At 51.3% G+C, this 19,727-nt stretch carries 18 protein-coding genes; 13 read left to right on the forward strand and 5 right to left on the reverse strand.

Going from position 1 to position 19,727, the window contains the following annotated elements; all coding sequences use genetic code 11:
• The first annotated feature begins 3 nt into the window (after positions 1 to 3).
• The 7 genes from NQS30_RS01865 to NQS30_RS01895 are packed head-to-tail and all read left to right on the forward strand — an operon-like array spanning position 4 to position 6,995.
• Positions 4 to 1,080: a polysaccharide pyruvyl transferase family protein gene (locus NQS30_RS01865; RefSeq protein ID WP_071392312.1), complete on the forward strand. Its 1,077-nt coding sequence runs from the start codon at positions 4 to 6 to the stop codon at positions 1,078 to 1,080.
• The gene (locus tag NQS30_RS01870; RefSeq protein ID WP_124692717.1) at positions 1,077 to 2,111 is read left to right on the forward strand and encodes a glycosyltransferase; all 1,035 of its coding nucleotides are present in this window, start codon (positions 1,077 to 1,079) and stop codon (positions 2,109 to 2,111) included. Before NQS30_RS01865 ends, NQS30_RS01870 begins: the two co-directional genes overlap by 4 nt.
• Positions 2,108 to 3,625, forward strand: a complete 1,518-nt coding sequence (locus NQS30_RS01875; protein WP_163113477.1) for an MATE family efflux transporter — start codon at positions 2,108 to 2,110, stop codon at positions 3,623 to 3,625. The genes NQS30_RS01870 and NQS30_RS01875 overlap by 4 nt, the downstream gene beginning before the upstream one ends.
• Positions 3,622 to 4,230 (forward strand): sugar transferase, encoded by a 609-nt coding sequence (locus NQS30_RS01880; protein ID WP_012118505.1) that lies wholly within the window; start codon positions 3,622 to 3,624, stop codon positions 4,228 to 4,230. The genes NQS30_RS01875 and NQS30_RS01880 overlap by 4 nt, the downstream gene beginning before the upstream one ends.
• Positions 4,227 to 4,874, forward strand: a complete 648-nt coding sequence (locus NQS30_RS01885; RefSeq protein WP_043020623.1) for an acetyltransferase — start codon at positions 4,227 to 4,229, stop codon at positions 4,872 to 4,874. The genes NQS30_RS01880 and NQS30_RS01885 overlap by 4 nt, the downstream gene beginning before the upstream one ends.
• A 4-nt stretch (positions 4,875 to 4,878) precedes the next feature.
• Positions 4,879 to 6,051, forward strand: a complete 1,173-nt coding sequence (locus tag NQS30_RS01890; protein ID WP_218791388.1) for a DegT/DnrJ/EryC1/StrS family aminotransferase — start codon at positions 4,879 to 4,881, stop codon at positions 6,049 to 6,051.
• Positions 6,030 to 6,995 carry a polysaccharide pyruvyl transferase family protein gene (locus NQS30_RS01895; protein WP_169509967.1) on the forward strand — a complete coding sequence of 322 codons (966 nt, stop codon included), beginning with the start codon at positions 6,030 to 6,032 and terminating at the stop codon, positions 6,993 to 6,995. The genes NQS30_RS01890 and NQS30_RS01895 overlap by 22 nt, the downstream gene beginning before the upstream one ends.
• A 13-nt stretch (positions 6,996 to 7,008) precedes the next feature.
• Here the strand turns inward: NQS30_RS01895 and yvfG are convergent, their stop codons facing one another.
• On the reverse strand, positions 7,009 to 7,227 hold the full coding sequence (yvfG, locus tag NQS30_RS01900) for a protein YvfG (RefSeq protein ID WP_003151570.1): 219 nt from the start codon (positions 7,225 to 7,227) through the stop codon (positions 7,009 to 7,011).
• A gap of 77 nt (positions 7,228 to 7,304) precedes the next feature.
• Here yvfG and rpoN point away from each other — a divergent pair, with 77 nt between their 5' ends.
• Complete coding sequence (gene rpoN / locus NQS30_RS01905; protein ID WP_043020638.1) at positions 7,305 to 8,615, forward strand: RNA polymerase factor sigma-54; 1,311 nt, start codon at positions 7,305 to 7,307, stop codon at positions 8,613 to 8,615.
• Between the two features lie 37 nt (positions 8,616 to 8,652).
• Here rpoN and lutP read toward each other — a convergent pair whose 3' ends face one another.
• Positions 8,653 to 10,329 (reverse strand): L-lactate permease LutP, encoded by a 1,677-nt coding sequence (gene lutP / locus NQS30_RS01910; protein ID WP_218791387.1) that lies wholly within the window; start codon positions 10,327 to 10,329, stop codon positions 8,653 to 8,655.
• Positions 10,330 to 10,534: 205 nt separating this feature from the next.
• Here lutP and lutR point away from each other — a divergent pair, with 205 nt between their 5' ends.
• From lutR to NQS30_RS01935, 5 genes are all read left to right on the forward strand, one after another.
• The gene (gene lutR, locus NQS30_RS01915; protein ID WP_015240627.1) at positions 10,535 to 11,254 is read left to right on the forward strand and encodes an L-lactate utilization/bacilysin biosynthesis transcriptional regulator LutR; all 720 of its coding nucleotides are present in this window, start codon (positions 10,535 to 10,537) and stop codon (positions 11,252 to 11,254) included.
• Positions 11,255 to 11,284: 30 nt separating this feature from the next.
• Positions 11,285 to 12,475, forward strand: a complete 1,191-nt coding sequence (locus NQS30_RS01920) for an aminotransferase-like domain-containing protein (RefSeq protein WP_160223282.1) — start codon at positions 11,285 to 11,287, stop codon at positions 12,473 to 12,475.
• Positions 12,476 to 12,657: 182 nt separating this feature from the next.
• Entirely contained in the window at positions 12,658 to 13,374 is a 717-nt protein-coding gene (locus tag NQS30_RS01925) for a (Fe-S)-binding protein (protein WP_060562541.1), read from the forward strand.
• Between the two features lie 27 nt (positions 13,375 to 13,401).
• The gene (locus tag NQS30_RS01930; RefSeq protein WP_025285309.1) at positions 13,402 to 14,832 is read left to right on the forward strand and encodes a LutB/LldF family L-lactate oxidation iron-sulfur protein; all 1,431 of its coding nucleotides are present in this window, start codon (positions 13,402 to 13,404) and stop codon (positions 14,830 to 14,832) included.
• A complete protein-coding gene (locus tag NQS30_RS01935) occupies positions 14,832 to 15,554 on the forward strand; it encodes a LutC/YkgG family protein (protein ID WP_015240625.1) in 723 nt (240 codons plus the stop codon). The genes NQS30_RS01930 and NQS30_RS01935 overlap by 1 nt, the downstream gene beginning before the upstream one ends.
• Positions 15,555 to 15,589: 35 nt before the next feature.
• Here NQS30_RS01935 and NQS30_RS01940 read toward each other — a convergent pair whose 3' ends face one another.
• The 3 genes from NQS30_RS01940 to NQS30_RS01950 all read right to left on the reverse strand — a co-directional run bounded on the left by NQS30_RS01940 (position 15,590) and on the right by NQS30_RS01950 (position 19,519).
• Complete coding sequence (locus NQS30_RS01940; protein WP_007407373.1) at positions 15,590 to 16,918, reverse strand: GntP family permease; 1,329 nt, start codon at positions 16,916 to 16,918, stop codon at positions 15,590 to 15,592.
• Between the two features lie 26 nt (positions 16,919 to 16,944).
• Entirely contained in the window at positions 16,945 to 18,489 is a 1,545-nt protein-coding gene (gene gntK, locus NQS30_RS01945) for a gluconokinase (protein ID WP_007407372.1), read from the reverse strand.
• 172 nt (positions 18,490 to 18,661) lie between these two features.
• Positions 18,662 to 19,519, reverse strand: a complete 858-nt coding sequence (locus NQS30_RS01950; protein ID WP_015240624.1) for a MurR/RpiR family transcriptional regulator — start codon at positions 19,517 to 19,519, stop codon at positions 18,662 to 18,664.
• Positions 19,520 to 19,727: the final 208 nt, after the last annotated feature.

Here is a 19,727-nt window from a genome sequence, read left to right on the forward strand (position 1 = left end):
GACATGTCGATACAATCTTTAAAAATCAATCTCGCGGAATGGCTGTTGCTTAAGGTCAAATACCCGTCCCAATTTCATTTCGGAACGGCAGCGGATGGGGCGGGGCTTACAGCGGCAAGAAAAAAGATCATTCTGACGCTGCTCCCGTCCCACGATAATCTCGGCGATCACGCCATCGCCTACGCAAGCAAAACGTTTCTTGAACGGGAGTATCCCGATTTTGACATTGTCGAGGTGGATATGAAGGATATATACAGATCCGCAAAAGCGCTGATCAAAAAGCGCCACCCCGATGATATGGTATTCATCATCGGCGGCGGGAACATGGGGGATTTGTACCGGTATGAGGAATGGACGCGCCGCTTTATCATAAAAACATTCCGGCAATATCGGATCGTTCAGCTTCCGGCGACGGCTCACTTTTCTGAATCAAAAAAGGGACGGAAGGAACTGAAGCGCGCCCGAAAAGTGTACAATGCGCATCCCGACCTTTTGTTAATGGCGAGAGATGAGACGACGTATCAATGGATGAAGCGTCATTTTCCCGGAAAAACAGTGCTCAAACAGCCTGACATGGTCTTATATTTGGATAAAAGCGAGCGGCGCATCCCGCGGGAAGGGATCTACCTCTGTTTACGGGAGGATAAGGAGAGTGCGCTGACGGCTGAGGACAGAACGATGGTAAAAGAAGCTTTGGCAAAAGAGTACGGAGAGCTGTATTCCTTTACGACGACGGTCGGCCGGAGGGTCAGCCGCCATACGCGTGAAAAGGAGCTGGAGGCGCTTTGGAATACGCTGAAAGGCGCGGAAGCCGTCGTCACTGACAGGCTTCACGGGATGATTTTTTGTGCGCTGACGAAAACGCCTTGTGTCGTCATTCGTTCGTTTGATCATAAGGTGATGGAAGGCTATCAATGGCTGAAAAACATACCGAACATGACATTGCTTGAACGTCCCGACCCTGAAGCCGTAACGTCCGCCGTAAACCGGCTGCTCAGCGGCAAGCATGAGGAAGGCGGTTCTTTGCGAAGTGTTTATTTTGCCGGGCTGCGCTCGAAAATCAGCGGTGATGCCCAATGACCGCGCCGCTTGTGAGCGTGATCGTGCCGATGTATAAGACAGAGCCTTTTATGAAAGAATGCGCGGTTTCTTTAACAAAACAGACGCTGAGAGACATCGAAATCATTTTCGTCAATGACGGTTCACCGGATCAGTCAGGGCGGATTGCTGAACAATTCGCCGCAGAAGATGCGAGAATCCGGGTGATTCATAAAGAAAACGGCGGCCTCAGCTCGGCCCGCAATGCCGGAATAAAAGCCGCCCGCGGCCGTTATATCGGTTTTGCGGACGGCGATGACTATGTGACGGAAACGATGTTCGAGCGGCTTTATGAAGAAGCGGAGAAGAACCGGCTGGATATCGCCGGATGCGGCTATTATAAGGAAACGCCGTCTAAGAAAAGAACATATATGCCGCCGTCCCTTCCGCCGGGCCGCGTCTTCACAGCGGATGAAATGACTGCATTGCTGACCCGCGCGCACGAACATCGGTTTATTTGGTATGTGTGGCGCTATATATACCGGAGAGAAGCATTGCAAGGGCTGTTGTTCCATGAAGATATCCGGTTTGCCGAAGACTCTCCGTTTAATTTGGCAGCGTTCCGCCAAGCCGCGCGTATCAAAGTGATAGACGAAGGGCTGTATATCTACCGGGAAAATCCGCAAAGTCTTACAGAAACACCGTTTAAGCCCCACTTAGATCACGAACTGCAAAGGCAATATAAAGCGAAAATGGCTTTTTATGAGGAAAACGGGCTGACGGACGCCTGCCGGAGCGATATCGATACATATTTGTGCAAGCATCAGATTCCGATGCTGATCGCCAACGCATGCGCCGCCCCGCAGCCGTCACATCAGATTACGGCGCACATCGGCAGAATCTTAACGTATGACATGGTAAAAACGGCGGTGCGCAGGACGCCGTGCCGCCATAAACAGCTGCTGGCGGGGGAGCGCGTGGTGCTCGGTCTGTGCAAAATGCGCCTTCCTCTTCTTCTGCATGCGTTTTTCGAACGGAAATCGAAAGAGAAAGGCAGTGCGGAAGGAGCATGAAATTTGCCATTAATTTCGGCGCCAATGTGACGGCGTTTTTACTATCGGTGTTTTTATCAGTGTGGATGACGCCCTTTATTGTGAAAACATTAGGTGTGGAGGCTTTTGGGTTTGTCCATCTGACACAGAATATCATTAACTATTTCTCTATTATTACCGTTGCGCTGAGCTCTGTCGTTGTGAGGTTTTTCTCCGTCGCCGCCCACAGGGGGAACAGGGACGAGGCCAATGCGTATGTAAGCAATTATTTAGCCGCGTCTGTCGTGATATCTCTATTACTCGCTGTGCCGCTCGCCGGGACGGCTTTTTTTATTGACAAGATTATGAATGTGCCGGCCGGGCTCTTAACGGATGTGAGGCTCTCTATCGTGATCGGCAGCGTGCTGTTTATGCTGACGTTTTTTATGGCGGGTTTCGCGACGGGGCCGTTTTTTGCCAACAAGCTTTATATCACAAGCTCCATTCAGGCCGTGCAAATGCTGGTCAGGGTGCTGTGTGTGCTCGCTCTGTTTACGTGCCTGCCGCCGAAAATCTGGCAGATCCAGCTTTCGGCATTAGCGGGAGCCGTCTGTGCGGCCGTGCTGACTTTTTTCTTTTTTAAGAAATTGATTCCGTGGTTTTCTTTCAGCCGTAAAACCTTGTCATTACAGACGAGCAAAGTGCTGTTTTCAGCCGGTGCCTGGAGCTCTGTCAACCAGATCGGCGTGCTGCTGTTTCTGCAGATTGACCTCATGACGGCCAACCTCGTGCTGGGGCCGTCTGAGGCGGGTGTCTATGCGGCGATTATTCAATTCCCGCTCCTGCTCAGAAGTCTTGCCGGGACGCTTGCTTCACTGTTTGCGCCGGTTTTGACTTCCTATTACTCAAAAGGGGATATGGAAGGTCTCCTGTCTTACGCCAATAAGGCTGTGCGGATGAACGGGCTTCTGCTCGCGCTTCCCGCCGCATTATTAGGAGGGCTTGCCGAACCGTTTCTGGCGATTTGGCTGGGCCCGTCGTTTGTGCAGACGGCGCCGCTTTTATATATTCACGCCGCGTATTTGGCGGTCAGTCTCTCTGTCATGCCGCTTTTTTACGTATGGACGGCTTTTAATAAACAAAAAACGCCCGCCGTCGTTACTTTATGTTTAGGCGGACTGAATGTCATATTGGCCGTGGTTCTCAGCGGACCGGCACATCTCGGGCTGTACGGCATCACCATCGCCGGTGCAGTCTCTCTCATTTTGAAAAATGCTGTCTTCACGCCGCTGTATGTTTCGTATATTACGGGCTTTCAGAAAACCGCGTTTTACAAAGGCATGTTCGGCCCGTTGGCGGCGGCCGTATTTGCCTGGGCTGTCTGCCGGGGTATCCGGCTGTTTTCACCGCTTGACAGCTGGGCCGGCCTGATCGCCGCGGGGCTTGCCGTATGCATGAGCTATGCCGCATTCGCTTTTTTCTTCATTTGTACGAAAGAAGAAAGGCGGCTTGCTTTACAGAAATGCCGAAAAGTGAAAGGAGCTGTTCAGATTTGAAGGCGAAACGTGTATTTGATATAGCGGCCGCGATGTTGTTATTGTGCGGCGCGAGCGTCATCCTTCTCTTCGCCATGGCAGCCGTCAGATGCGCCATCGGGTCTCCGGTATTGTTCAAACAGACGAGACCGGGGCATAACGGGCGTCCGTTTACGTTGTATAAACTCAGAACGATGACGGATGCGCGGGATGAAAACGGTGTGCTGCTTCCGGATCATCTCCGTCTGACCAAAACGGGAAGGCTGATCAGAAAACTGAGCATCGATGAGCTTCCCCAGCTTTTTAATGTGCTCAAAGGAGATATCAGTCTTGTCGGCCCCCGCCCTTTGCTGATGGATTATCTGCCGCTTTACACGGCGGAGCAGGCGCGGCGCCACGAGGTGAAGCCGGGGATTACGGGCTGGGCGCAGATTAACGGGAGAAACGCGATTTCATGGGAGGAAAAATTCAAGCTCGACGTGTGGTACGTCGACAACCGCACATTTCTTCTCGACTTAAAGATTCTGCTTTTAACAGTGAAAAAAGTTCTCGTGTCAGAAGGCATACATCAAGCCGGCCATGTGACGGCAAAGCGCTTCACAGGCAGCGGAGATATGTCATCGTGAAAAAGGTCGTGCTGATCGGAAACGGCGGACACGGAAAAGTCGTGAAGGAAATCGTGCAGGCCCGTTCCGATATGGAGCTTGCGGGCGTATTGGATGACGGATTCAGCGGTTTTGCCGTTCGGAACGGTTTATATACGGGCCGGACGAAAGACGTGCCCATGCTTCGGAAACTCGTCCCCGAGGCCGTATTCACGATATGCATCGGCCGCAACGGCGTCAGAAAGCAGCTTGCTGAAACGCTTGGGCTTGAAGATGACGATTATGCCGCACTCATTCACCCCGGGGCGATCGTCAGTGAAACGGCTTCCGTCGGACACGGAACGGTTGTGATGGCGGGCGCCGTCATTCAGGCGGGCGCTGACATCGGCGCCCATTGCATCATCAATACGGGGGGAGTTGCCGATCATGACAATGCAATCGGAGATTACGTCCATCTTTCACCGCGCGCGGCGCTTGCCGGCGGAGTGAAAGTCGGGGAAGGAACGCACATCGGAATCGGAGCGTCCGTCATACCGCAGATTGACATCGGCCCTTGGTCCGTTATCGGCGCGGGGGCTGCGGTCATCAGCCGGATTCCCGGCCATGTGACGGCGGTCGGCGTTCCGGCCCGCGTCATCTCCCCTATCCATAATGAAAAAGGATGATTTCATGCAAACAAACAAACGGATTTATTTGTCTCCGCCTCATATGAGCGGAAAAGAACAGGAATACATCGCAGAAGCCTTCCGTTCCAATTGGATTGCCCCGCTCGGTCCGCTCGTCAATTCGTTTGAAGCGCGGCTCGCGGAATATGCGGGAGTGAAAAGCGCGGCGGCCGTAAGCTCGGGAACGGCCGCCATCCATCTTGCCCTGCGGCTTGCGGGTGTGAAAAAAGGAGACGTTGTATTTTGTCCTTCCTTTACGTTTGTCGCCACGGCGAATCCGATTGTGTATGAGCAGGCTGAGCCCGTTTTTATTGATTCGGAATGGGAGACCTGGAATATGTCGCCCGATGCGCTTGAGCGGGCGCTGCGGGATGCAAAGCGGCGCAGCAGACTCCCGAAAGCGGTGATCGCCGTCAATCTTTACGGCCAAAGCGCGAAAATGGATGAATTAATGAGCCTTTGTGACGCATACGGCATCTGTCTGATTGAAGACGCTGCCGAGTCCTTAGGATCAACATATAAAGGCAGGCAGAGCGGCACGTTCGGCCGTTTCGGCATTTATTCCTTTAACGGCAACAAAATCATTACAACATCGGGAGGCGGCATGCTCGTGTCTGACGATAAAGCCGCGATTGAAAAAGCGAGGTTTCTTGCGTCCCAGGCGAGAGATGCCGCCGTTCATTACCAGCACAGCGAGCTCGGGTATAACTACAGGCTCAGCAACATTCTCGCGGGCGTGGGGATATCGCAGCTGGAAGTGCTCGAAGATCGCGTTCGGGCGAGGAGAGAAATCTTTCACAGGTATCGGGAAGCGCTGGAAACATATCCGGGCATCCGCATGATGCCGGAGCTTGAAGGAACGGTTTCAAACCGCTGGCTGACGGCTCTGACGCTTGATAACGGCGTGACGCCGGAAGAAGCCGTCGCCTGTCTTGCGGAACAGAACATTGAGGCCCGGCCGCTGTGGAAACCGCTGCATACGCAGCCGCTTTTCTCATCTTCCGTCTTTTATCCTCACAGCGAACATGAGCGTGTCTCTGAGAACCTTTTCAGCCGGGGCATCTGTCTGCCGTCCGGGTCTGACTTGTCTTCTGAGGAGCAGCAGCGTGTCATTGACTCACTTGCGCGACTGTTTGAAACGAAAGGGGAGAAAACATGGACAGCCGCCATGTTATGAGCCGATTAAAAGAGACGCTGACGGGTCTGCTCAGCGTTATACCGCCGCAATCTGACATCATTTATGCCGACTATCCCCTCTACGGAAATGTAGGGGATTTATTGATTATGAAAGGGACGGAGGCGTTTTTTAAAGCGCACGGCATCCGCGTGAAACAGCGCTGGAATCCCGACAATTTTCCATTCAGGCGCCGGGCGGACAAAAAGACGATCATCGTCTGTCAGGGTGGCGGAAATTTCGGGGATCTCTATCCGTACTATCAGACGTTCAGGGAAAAAATCGTCAAATCCTTTCCGGAAAACAGGATCGTCATCCTGCCGCAATCCATCTATTATCAGGATGAGACACGGCTTGAGAAGACAGCGGCGCTTTTTGCGGAGCACAAGGATCTCCACCTGTTTACGAGAGATCATGTGTCATACGAGACTGCGAAACGCTTTTTGTCGGCGAATCATATCGGGCTTATGCCTGATATGGCCCATCAGCTGTATCCGATGGCGGCGTCAGCGGCTCCGTCACGCGGCAGGCTTCATTTTATCCGCACGGATGGGGAAATCAATCCGAAGCTGCAAAACAATTCTTCCGTTAAAAGCTGCGACTGGCAGGATGTACTGTCAGCAAGCGACCGCAGGGGAATCGCTTTTTTTCAAACGCTGAATGTTTTGAATAAAAAAGCGGGAAACCCGCTGCCGATTGCGCGGTTTTGGAAATGCTATTCCGATTTCTTAACGAAGAAATCGGTCCTGTTTTTCAGCAGGTACGAATCGGTGGAAACGTCAAGGCTTCACGGCCACATTCTGTCCTCGCTTCTCGGGAAACCGAATACCGTCATTGATAATTCATACGGGAAAAACGCCAACTATTATTACACCTGGATGCACGAAGCGCCGGATGTCCGTCTGATCGGGGAAACCGCCGGCACGAAGGAAAACCTTCCGCTGTGAATGAGCGGAAGGTTTATTTTGTTTCTCCGCGTTTTACTTTGTTGTACGCCTCATCCAAATGCTGAATTCTTTTGAGCACAACCGAGTTTTTCGTCAGCTGATCCTGAACAAGGGTTGAGACGACGGAGCGGTAATAGCTGTTCATCGCATGAATTCGGTCTTCATTCGGATTCATTTCAATGTGCTGTGTAAAGTTTTCAATAAAATAAGGAACAGAAAAAAGTTCTGACATCTATAAAGCAACTCCTTTTAATAAGTATATACGGTATGAAACCAATCATGTACAATGAAAAAAGGGGAGTGAGCATGATGGATATCAAACTTCAGCAAACACAAATGTTAAAGCCTCAATTAACGCAAGAGCTTAAACAGGCTATCACATTACTCGGATACAATTCCGCGGAACTGGCCGGATATATTGATGAGCTCTCACTGGAAAACCCTCTGATTGAACGAAAGGAAACAGACACGCCGCCACTATCTTACCATAAAACAAATAAAAACAGGATGAAAGAACGGGACGGAAGCCAGCAGATCAGACTTACCCGCAAAACGCTGCAGGATTCGCTCAAACAACAAGCCTTAGATATGAAGCTGTCCGATGATGAGAAAAAGATTTTCAATTATCTGATACATTCATTGGACTCAAACGGATATTTAAAAGAGGACATACCAGCTGCCGCCGACCATGTATCCGCTTCACAAGAGGAGACGGAAGCGGTTCTGAAAAAGCTTCAGTCCCTTGAGCCCGCGGGAATCGGCGCCAGGTCTTTGCAGGAATGCATCCTTCTTCAGCTCCGCCGTCTTCCCGAGCGGAACGAACAGGCGGAATGGATTGCCGACGCCTATTTTGAGCTATTTGCAAGAAAGAACTGGAAAGCGCTTACACTAAAAACGGGCATTCCGCTTAAAGACATTCAGGACATCGCTGACATGATCAGCGCGCTTGATCCGAGGCCGGGGCTCCGTTATGCGCATGAGGAGCCGGGTTTTTACGTGGAACCGGATATTTTCATCACAGTGAAAAACGGCATCATTCAAGCGCGGCTCAACAGCCGTTCGTTTCCTGACATCCAGCTTCATACCCATTATCAGCCGCTGCTGTCAGCTGCCGGGTGCCGTGACACGAAAAATTATCTGTCGGCAAAATATCAGGAATGGCGCTGGCTGAACCGGGCTTTGTCGCAAAGAAAACAAACGATCACGAGAATTATCGGCGTCCTGACTGAACGGCAGGAATCCTTTTTTCTCACAGGAAAAAGCGGAATGCAGCCGCTGACCTTAAGAGAGGTGGCGGAAACGCTGGAGCTCCACGAATCAACGATCAGCCGGGCCATCAAAGGGAAGTACGTTCAGACGCCGTACGGACTGTATGAAATGAAAACATTTTTCTCGGCGAAAGCTGAATCGTCAGGGGACGGCGGTGCCTCCAATTATGCCGTAAAAGCGCATCTGGAGGCATTGGTCGGTAAAGAAGATAAAAAGAAACCTTTTTCAGACCAAAAGCTTGCCGATCTGCTGCATGAACAATATGACATCCGAATCTCAAGGCGCACCGTCGCCAAATACCGTGACCAATTAAATATTCCGCCGTCATCGGCGAGAAAACGGTACAGCTGAAACCTCCCCGAGCCAAACCCCGGGGAGGTTCTCCGTGTTACGGGATCATCCATGAAAACAGATGATGCTGTAAAAATGTAATGAGACAGACGAGCAGAAGCAAAAACAGACTGTGCTTAATCGTAAAACGGAAAAGGTCGGCTTCCTTGCCCGCCAGACCGACAGCGGCACAGGCAACCGCAATGGATTGCGGAGAAATCATTTTTCCGGTGACACCGCCTGATGAATTGGCGGCAACGGAGAGAACCGGGTCCATCCCGACAGAGAGCGCCGTCACCTTTTGCAATCCGCCGAACAATAGATTGGCCGACGTATCAGAGCCGGTAATAAACACGCCGAGCCAGCCGAGCACCGGCGAAAAAAAGGTAAACATCGCGCCCGTCATGGCAAGCGCAAGACCGAGTGTCGTGCTCATGCCGGAAGCATTCGTCACATAAGCAAAGCCGACAACAGAAACAATGGTCACGACCGGAAGCGTTAACTCTTTCACCGTTTCTATAAACGCTTCGCCCCATGTCTTCCACGACATGCCGAGGGCGAACTTGGAGATGACGGCGGCAATCAGAATCGCCGTCCCCGCTGAACCGAAAAGCTCAAGTTTGTACACGGCTTCAATCGGCGTGCCGTCCGCCTGAAGAATCTGCTGATTTACAAATGGGACGGGAGGCGTGAAGGTCAATGCACGCCCGGCTGCATTCAGCCAGGAAAGCCACATTGACGTTCCTTCATAATGACCGGTTAAGGCAGCCTTCACGCCGGGAATCCCCCAAACGGATATCATGGCCGTCAGAAGAAGGAAAGGAGACCAGGCTTTAAACACCGCGGCGCCCCCGTACTTGATCGGCGCCCGGTCAGCGGCCGGTGCTGATTCCCGTTCTGCCGCGAAACGAAAGGCCGTTTTCGGTTTCCAAAATTTCAAAAACAGAGCGAGCGCGGCCATGGAAACAAGCGCCGACAGCACATCCGGAAGCTCAGGCCCTAAAAAATTCGAGCTTGCGTACTGCACGGCCGCAAAGGAGACGCCGGAAACAAGAATGGCCGGCCATACCTCAAAAGCTTTTTTAAACCCGCTCATCAAAATGATTAAGTACAGCGGAATAAAGACGGATAAAAACGGAAGCTGCCGGCCGACCATTTGAGAAATTTCCATTGCCGGTATCCCGGTCGGACCTTCGACGGCGGTAATCGGAATGCCGATCGCGCCGAAGGCAACGGGCGCCGTATTGGCAATCAGGCAAATTCCCGCCGCATACAGCGGCTGAAAACCAAGTCCGACGAGCAAAGCGGCCGAGATCGCGACGGGAGCGCCGAAACCGGCGGCGCCTTCTAAAAACGCCCCGAATGAAAAGGCGATGAGCAGCGCCTGCAAACGCCGGTCATCTGTAATTGAGAGCACCGAACTCCGGATAATCTCAAACTGTCCCGTTTTCACGGTGATTTTATACAGAAAGACCGATGTGACGATAATCCAGCCGATCGGAAGCAGCCCGTACACCGCTCCCTGAGAAGCGGACATCACCGCTTTTTCAGCCGGCATGCCGTAAACAAATACAGCGATTAAAAGTGAAACGGCTAACGTTAAAAGCCCCGCGATGTACCCCTTCATCCGTTTCACCGCAAGCGCCCAAAAAAAGAAGATAATCGGCACGAGCGCGCAAGCTGCCGATAAAAGCAAATTTCCCCCTAAAGGAGCGTACCCCTGTGTCCATTGCATCCCTAAAAAACCCCTCCTTATGTCATGTAAGCGATTACTTTTTATGATAAGGTCATCTGATGACCGGGTTAATTAGCATTATATTTTGAAAGTTTTGAAAGTACAATACTTTTCTTGAACAAATTGTCTGAACCTGTCGGCGGTGCGAAAAAAGAAGTATAATAGACGATAAACATCAAGATTCACAAGTGACGGGGTGATCGCGTTGAAATATAAACAAATTAAAACGAAAAAAATCTACGAGGAAGTCGCTGACGCATTGCTGGAGAAGATAAAAGCGGGCGAGCTTAAGCCGGGTGAAAAGCTTGATTCCGTTCAGGCGCTTTCTGAGAGTTTTCAGGTCAGCCGCTCGGCGGTCAGAGAAGCGCTGTCGGCTTTGAAAGCGATGGGGCTCGTCGACATGAAGCAGGGAGAAGGCACATACATAAGAGAATTTGAGCCGTCTCATGTTTCCCAGCCGCTTTCTTCCGCCCTCTTGATGAAAAAAGAGGACGTCAAACAGCTGCTCGAAGTCAGAAAGCTGCTTGAACTCGGCGTCGCCGCCATGGCCGCTGAAAAACGCACGGAAGACGATTTACAAAAAATCCGCCAAGCTCTCCTGGAGATGAAAGACATTGACGGAGACGAAGAATTGGGCGAAAAAGCGGATTTCTCCTTTCACATGGCGCTGGCGGAAGCATCACAAAACGGGCTGCTCAAGCATCTCATGAATCATGTCTCCGCGCTCCTTTTGGAAACGATGAGAGAAACGAGAAAAATTTGGCTGTTTTCTAAACGAACGAGCGTGCAGCGATTGTATGAAGAGCATGAACGCATTTACAGCGCCGTCGCCGCCAAAGACGCGGATGAAGCGGAAGCCGCGATGACCGCGCACCTGACGAATGTGGAAGAAGTGCTGGGGGCTTATTTTGAAGAAAATGTATAGAAGCTGACTTGTGAAAGGGGATAACATCACATGCAGGCCGAATCTTTTTTTTCTGACCATGTAAAGAAAGCTCTGACAAACGATCCTCCCGGGGAATGGATGCCGGCAGTTCCGAAAGCGTGCATCCCCCTGCATTCCGGCTATCCCGATCCCGCACTCGTTCCTGATAAGGAGCTGAAAGAAGCCGCCGCCCGCCTTCTGGATGAGGAGCGCGATCTGCCGCTGCATTATATGGGAAGCCCGAGGACGGCCGTTTTAAAAAAGCAGATTCAAGAACGGGTAGCCATCCGCGGCATTCACTGTCGGGACGATGAGCTGCTCGTGACGTCAGGCGCCTGTCAGGCGATAGATCTGGCTGCACGGGTTTTCCTCGATGAACAAACCGCCGCTGCCGTTGAAGCTCCGGTCTACATGGAAGCGCTCGAGATTTTTAAAAATTACACACCGCATATCATGAGCATTCCGACAGATCAAGAGGGCCTGCAAACAGAAACATTAGCGTTCATGCTTGAGGAAAGAAAACGAAAAGGGCTTCTGCTTCCCCGTCTTCTCTACACGATACCCGCTTTTCAGAATCCTGCGGGAACCGTAATGTCAGCGAAGCGGAGAACCCGCCTGCTTCAGCTTGCCGAAACGTATGATTTTCTCATCTTGGAGGATGATGCATACGGCGAGCTCGGATTCACCGATATTCCGCCGCCCTTGAAAGCCATGGATCAAAACGGCCGGGTGCTGTACGCCGGTTCATTATCAAAAGTCATCGCCCCGGGTATGAGGATCGGCTGGATTGCAGGGAACGCTGCATTCATCACGGCATTGTCATGGTTAAAAAAAGACTTAGGCCACCCGTTTTCCCAAGCGGTGACCGCCGTCTATCTGGAACAAACGAATGTTGAAAAACGGCTCGCCGTCTTGCGGGAAGCATATCAAAGCAAACGTGACGTTTTGCTCGCCGCATCAGCTCGATATCTTCCGGAATCCGCATCCTGGCACGTGCCTGAAGGCGGTTACTTTGTATGGGTGAAAGCGCCGGGAGCGGATACATCCGCAATGCTGGCGAGGGCTCTGTCTCACGGCGTTTCCTATGTACCCGGTAAATATTTTTTTCTGCATCAGGAAGACGGTGCGGAATATCTTCGCCTGTCGTTCAGTTATGCCGGTAAAGCCGCGATAAAAGAGGGTGTGCAAAAACTGGGACGTCTGCTGGAAAACGGGATGTAGAGCAGCTTGAGGAGCTTTCGGGCTTCTCTTTTTTTTGTCCCCTTCAGCGCATCGGACGAAAGGATTTTTCAGAAAAACCTTCCAATCCATATTCAGAATAGTGTAGGATATTCATAGAGCTTTCCTAAAAACAGGTCATCAGATGACCGGATCACATATTGAGGATGAAAGAGGGGTTCATCATGAAAGTCTCATTATTTGTCACGTGCCTTGTGGATATGTTCCAGACCAATGTCGGAAAGGCGACGGTTGAGGTGCTGGAACGGCTCGGGTGTGAGGTGGATTTTCCCGAGGGGCAGATTTGCTGCGGGCAGCCCGCATACAACAGCGGGTATGTGACGGATGCGAAAAAAGCGATGAAGCGGATGATTGCCGCGTTTGAAGAAGCGGAGTACGTTGTCAGTCCGTCAGGTTCCTGTACGACGATGTTCCGTGAATATCCGCATCTGTTTCAGGACGATCCGAAGTGGGCGGCAAAAGCGCAGCAGCTTGCGGACAAAACATATGAGTTAACGGATTTTATCGTCAACGTTCTCGGGGTGGAGGATGTCGGGGCGGTGCTGCATAAAAAAGCGACAGTCCATACATCATGCCACATGACGAGGCTGCTCGGCGTGTCGGAGGAGCCGATGAAGCTTTTGCGCCATGTCAAGGGGCTCGAGCTGACCACGCTTCCCGGAAAGCACCAATGCTGCGGATTCGGAGGAACGTTTTCTGTGAAAATGGCGCAAATCTCTGAACAAATGGTGGATGAGAAGGTCGCCTGCGTGGAAGACACGGAGGCCGAGGTGCTGATCGGAGCGGATTGCGGATGTCTGATGAATATCGGCGGGCGTCTTGACCGTAAGGATAAAAACGTCAGAGTCATGCACATCGCCGAAGTGCTGAACAGCAGATAACACGAGAAACAACAAGGGGGGAAAATCATGGCGATGAAAATCGGTACCGCCGCTTTTAAAGAGCGGGTATCAGAAGGAATAGATAATGAGTTTATGAGAGGAGCCGTCTCCGGAGCGCAGGAACGGCTCAGGACAAGAAGGCTTCAGGCGGCCGAAGAATTGGGAAACTGGGAGGATTGGCGTTCCCATGCGGAAGAAATCAGACAGCATGTGCTGGACAATCTTGATTTCTATTTGGAACAGCTCGCCGAAAATGTCGCCAGCAGAGGCGGACACGTCTTTTTCGCCGAAACGGCGGAAGAAGCGTCCTCCTATATCCGCGATGTCATCCGGCAGAAAAACGCTAAAAAAATCGTAAAATCCAAATCCATGGTGACAGAAGAAATCAATATGAACGAAGTGCTTGAGGAAGAGGGCTGTGAAGTCACAGAAACGGATCTCGGCGAATACATTCTCCAGATTGACGATCACGATCCGCCGTCACATATCGTTGCTCCCGCTCTTCACAAAAACAAAGAGCAGATCCGTGACGTGTTTAAAGAGAGACTCGAATACAAACAGACGGAAAAACCGGAAGAGCTCGTCATGCACGCGCGCAGCGTTCTCCGGAAAAAATTTCTCGAAGCGGATGTCGGCATTACAGGCTGCAACTTTGCAATCGCGGATACCGGATCGGTCAGTCTCGTGACGAACGAAGGAAACGGCCGCCTTGTGTCCGCGCTGCCGAAGACGCAGATCACCGTGATGGGAATGGAGCGGATCGTTCCGTCATTTTCTGAGTTTGAAGTGCTTGTCAGCATGCTGACGAGAAGCGCGGTCGGTCAGCGGCTTACAAGTTACATTACGGCGCTGACGGGACCCCGGCAGCAAGGAGAAGCGGACGGGCCTGAGGAATTCCACCTTGTGGTTGTGGACAACGGGCGTTCCCGCATACTCGGCACGGAATTTCAATCAGTGCTGCAATGTATCCGCTGCGCCGCCTGCATCAACGTCTGTCCCGTGTACCGGCATGTCGGCGGACACTCGTACGGGTCCATCTATTCGGGTCCGATCGGCGCCGTCTTATCGCCTCTTCTCGGCGGATATGACGAATACAAGGAGCTCCCGTACGCATCTTCCTTATGCGCGGCCTGTACGGAAGCATGTCCCGTTAAAATTCCGCTGCACGAGCTGCTGCTCAAGCATCGGCAGAACATCGTGGAAAAAGAGGGCAAAGCGCCGATCAGCGAAAAACTGGCGATGAAAGCCTTCGGGCTCGGCTCGTCATCCCCGTCCCTTTATAAAATGGGATCGAAATGGGCGCCTGCCGCCATGACGCCGTTTACGGAAGATGACAAAATATCAAAAGGGCCGGGGCCGTTAAAAGAATGGACGGCAATACGGGACTTCCCGGCGCCGCATAAATCGAGATTCAGAGATTGGTTTAAAGACCGGGAAAAACAAAAGGGGGAAGAATGATGATGAAAGGGACGGTTACACATCAGGAATCCTTTTTAAACCGGATCGCCGAACGTCTGGGCAGAGAGCGCAGGAAATCAGGCGTGTCCCTGCCTGAATGGAAGTATCAGCCTCAATATCAAACGCATGCGGGCTGTACGGAAGACGATCTTGTCACGATGCTGAAAGACCACTGCGTCAACATTCATACCGAACTGATCGAAACGGATGCAGCCGGGCTTTACGACGCTTTGCGCACGCAGGTGAACCGCTTTGAAGGAGGGCCTGTCATCATTCCGAAGGACAGCCGGTTTGAAACGTACGGCTTGCAGACCCTTATGACAGAAGAGTGGCCGGACGAAGGGATTCCCGTTTGGGAATGGGACGCGGAACAAGGAGCGAAAAATATTGAAAAAGCGGAACAAGCGAATGTGGGCATTACATTCAGCGAGATCACGCTTGCGGAATCAGCCACCGTCGTTTTGTATGCGTCAGAGCATGCCGGCCGTTCTGTCAGCCTGCTTCCGACCACCTATATCGCAATCATCCCGAAATCTTCCATTGTGCCGAGAATGACACAGGCCAGCGATATACTGAAACAGCAGATCAGAGACGGCGTCACCGTTCCTTCCTGCATCAACTATATTACTGGGCCGAGCAACTCGGCCGATATCGAAATGGATTTGGTTGTCGGCGTCCACGGACCCGTTAAAGCCGCTTATATCCTCGTGAATGACCGATAAAAAAACAAACCCCGGTTTGCGGCCGGGGTTTGTTTTTATATAAACGCGTTAATGATCATGATAAAACAGATTGCACTGACAGAAATAATCGTTTCCATCGCCGTCCATGTCAGGAATGTTTCTTTGACCGTCATTCCGAAATACTCTTTAATGAGCCAGAAACCGGAGTCATTGACATGTGACAGAATCAAAGAGCCCGCTCCCGTTGCCAATACGAGAAGCTCACTGCTGACGCCCGGCATGACAGATGCAATCGGTGCAACAATGCCGGCCGCCGTCATCATGGCGACAGTCGCTGAACCCGTGGCGACACGGATGACCGCCGCGATCGTCCAGCTTAAAAGAACGGGAGAGAAGCTTGAGTGTTTCGCCATGTCAGCGATATACGTGCCGACGCCTGAATCAATCAGGACGTTGTTAAAAGCGCCGCCGGCTCCGATCACAAGCAGAATGGAAGCAATCGGTCCCAGACAGTCATTGCTGAATTTTAAAATGCTTTCTCTGTCAAAGCCCTGATAAAAACCAAGGCTGAAAAAGGAGTAAACCGTGGCGATCAAAAGCGCCGTGACAGGGTCGCCGATAAATTTAAAAGTTTCATAGAGCGTGCTTTTTTCCGGAAGCGCAATTTCGGCAAGCGTTGCCATAAGCATCAGGATCACCGGTACCAATATCGTAAACAATGTATTTGCGAATCCCGGAAGCTTGCGTTTTTCATTCCGTTCAATAAATTGTTTTTTCAACAGTTCGGGAACGGGTTTGTGAATGCGCTTACCAATCCATTTTCCGTAAAGCGGCCCCGCGATGATGGCAGTCGGAATCCCAACGATTAAAGAAAACAAAATCGTTTTTCCGACATTGGCGTGATAAATGCCGACAGCCGCCATCGCCGCCGGGTGGGGCGGAACCAATCCGTGCACGACGGAAAGTCCCGCAAGGAGCGGAATTCCGATCGTCACTAATGAAACCCCGGTTTCAATCGCAATCGTAAACAAAAGCGGCACGAGCAGGACGAAGCCGACCTGGAAAAAGACCGGGATGCCGACAATAAAAGCGACGGCCATCATCGCCCAATGCACTTTCTTTTTGCCGAAGCGGCCGATCAGGGTGTGGGCGATACGCTCCGCACCGCCTGATTCAGCCATCATTTTTCCGAGCATCGTACCGAGGGCCAGCACGATCGCAAGCAGCGACAGCGTATTGCCGAGCCCGGTTTTCATCGAAGCGATAATGTCCGGCAGATTCATGCCCGTTGCGAAACCGACAAGGATGGATGTAATCAAAAGACTGATAAACGGATTTAATTTAGCGACCGTAATCAATAAGAGTAAAACGATAATAGCGGCAATGACAATAAACAGTAACATGACCTTTTCACCCTTTCAAAGAAGAATTAACGGCTTTGTTTGAGCTGAAATTCACTGATGACGTCAAATTCATCTTTGAGCTTGTCATACAGCCGCTCGTATAAGTAAAACAGCTCAATATATGTTTCGCTGTTTTTGACGTTCGGTTCATGGCGGTGAGAAATTCTGATCCAGTCCTGAACATCCTCGATCCGTTCCATTTCGCCAAGGCTGTGCAAAGCGAGAACGGCCGCTCCGAGCGCCGAGGCTTCGTAACTTTCCGGAACGAGGACTTCCCGTCCCATCGTATCGGACAAAATCTGCCTCCACAGCGGCGATCTCGCAAATCCTCCCGAAGCCCGCACGTCTTTTGCGGGGCCCGCCAAATCTCTCAGTGCGACACCGATTGAAAAGACGCTCATGATGACGCCTTCCAGCACCGCTCTGATAAAATGCTCCCGTTTATGGCGGAGGCTGATGCCGAAAAACGTTCCGCGGGCATTCGGATTCCAAAACGGCGCGCGCTCCCCTGATAAAAACGGCAGAAACAGCAATCCCTCAGAGCCTGCGGGCACTTTATCAGCGATATCAATCATTAAATCATACGGATCAATGCCGAGCCGCTTCGCCGTTTCGACTTCCGGAGAAGCGAATTCGTCTCGAAGCCAGCGCAGCATAATGCCTCCGTTATTCGTCGGGCCTCCGATGACCCAATGCTTGTCAGTCAGCGCGTAACAGAATGTCCGCGCTTTTTCATCCGTAATCGGCGCATCCGTCACCGAACGCACGGCTCCGCTTGTTCCGATCGTAACGGCCACTTCGCCTTTGCCGATCGCGCCGACTCCAAGGTTGGCGAGCACGCCGTCATTTGCGCCGATAATAAACGGTGTATCCGCATGAATGCCCATCCGTGCAGCGATTTCCGGCGCAAGGCCGCGCAGCTGATGAGTGGTCGGCACGATGTCCGACAGCTGATCTTCCCGGATTCCGGCAATCCGGAGCGCTTCTTCATCCCAGGAAAGCGTATCTAAACGGAACAGCCCCGTTGCCGAAGCGATCGAATAATCGACGACATAAGTTCCGAAAAACTCGTGCAGAATATATTCTTTAATACTGATGAATTTGGCGGTTTTCGCGAATGTCTCCTTGTCCTGTTCTTTCATCCACACAATTTTGGAAAGCGGAGACATCGGGTGAATCGGCGTACCCGTTCTTTTATAAATATCAAAACCGTTCATCTCTTTTAAAATCCGTTTTGATTGCTCGGCGCTGCGGTTGTCCGCCCAAATGATGCTTTTGGTCAGCAGGCCGCCGTTTTGATCGACAGCTATCAATGAGTGCATGGCGGTGCTGATGCCGATTGCAAGCAAATTGTCAGGGCTCAGTCCGGCCTTTGTGACGGCGCCTCTGATGCTTCCGATAACCGCTTCCAGAATGTGCTCAGGATCCTGCTCGGCCCATGCCGGCTTTGGCTGTATTAAATCATAGTGAACCGAATGCTTGGCTAACACTTTGCCTCTTGGTCCGAACAGAACGGCTTTCGTACTGGTCGTGCCGATATCCAGACCGATAACAGCTTGGGTTTCCTTCATAATATATCCCGCCTAATCTGATTGAATAATAAGATAGATTGATAATGTATGCCCTTACAAAGTCAATTATAGGAATAATTTTTTTATAAATCAACGATGAAGAAGAAAATTTTTTTTATAAAATTGCCTCAATTCCCGCTGTATCGGCATTCTCTCTTTTGAAAAATAAATATTACAAACGTTTGTGCGCGATCATTTTTCTGATTTGCTGCAAGTTGGCGAGCGTTTTCTCCTGCCGCAGCCGGGCCGTGGCGAAATACAGTGTATCAATGACCGACAGCTGGGCAAGCCTTGCGGACATTGCTTCCGTTCTGAAAGCCGTTTCCCTTGTTGATGTATACAGCACCACGTCGGAAATCTGGGTGAGCGGCGACTTTTGGTAGCTTGTAATGCCGATCGTGCCGGCGCCGAGCGATTTGGCCGTTTTCACCGCGTCGAGCACGTCCTTGTTGCTTCCCGAATGAGAAATGCCGATGACTGCGCTTTCGGGACCGAGAAGACCCGCTGACATCGCCTGAAAGTGAGAATCCGTGTGCGCGATGCAATTTATACCCGTACGCATAAATTTATGATATGCGTCTGTGGCGATCAGTCCGGAACCGCCGTTTCCGTAAAATTCGATTCTGTCCGCGCGGTGGATCATTTCTACCGCTTTTTCAACGTCGGCCGGATCTAATAAATGAAAGGTATCGGTCAGACCGGAAATGTTTGTGCGGAAAACTTTCCGGATGATGACTTCGATATCGTCGTCGGGGCTCATTTCTTCATGAATGTGCTGCACCGGCTCCTGAACGATCTCCTGAGCAAGCGCGATTTTTAAATCCTGATAGCCGGAAAAACCGAGCCGTTTGCACAGCCTGAAAATCGTCGCTTCAGAGCTTTTCGTTTTTTCCGCCAGCTGAATGATGGAAAGGTGAATCACGTCTTTCGGTTCCTTCACGATATGGTCTGCAATCGCTCTTAATTTTGGCGACAAACCTTTGCTGGCCGCCTGAATCTTCCCGATGCTGCTTGAATTCACAGGGGTCATGCTATAACCTCCCTACTCGAATGTAAACGCATACTTTTATGATAAAGCAAGTTCTGTCATAAGGGAATCAGGTTTTGCTTTCTTTACCGCAAATGAAAGAAAAGAGACAAGTATATCGGGGACACCGCCTCAATGACACTTCATACATCCGATTTACAAAAAGTGATCGTTCTCTGAAAAGTGCCGGTGCCCAAGTCGCCGGCCATAA

Origin of the sequence: Bacillus sp. B1(2022) (assembly GCF_040259625.1) — a bacterium.
GTDB lineage: Bacteria > Bacillota > Bacilli > Bacillales > Bacillaceae > Bacillus > Bacillus velezensis.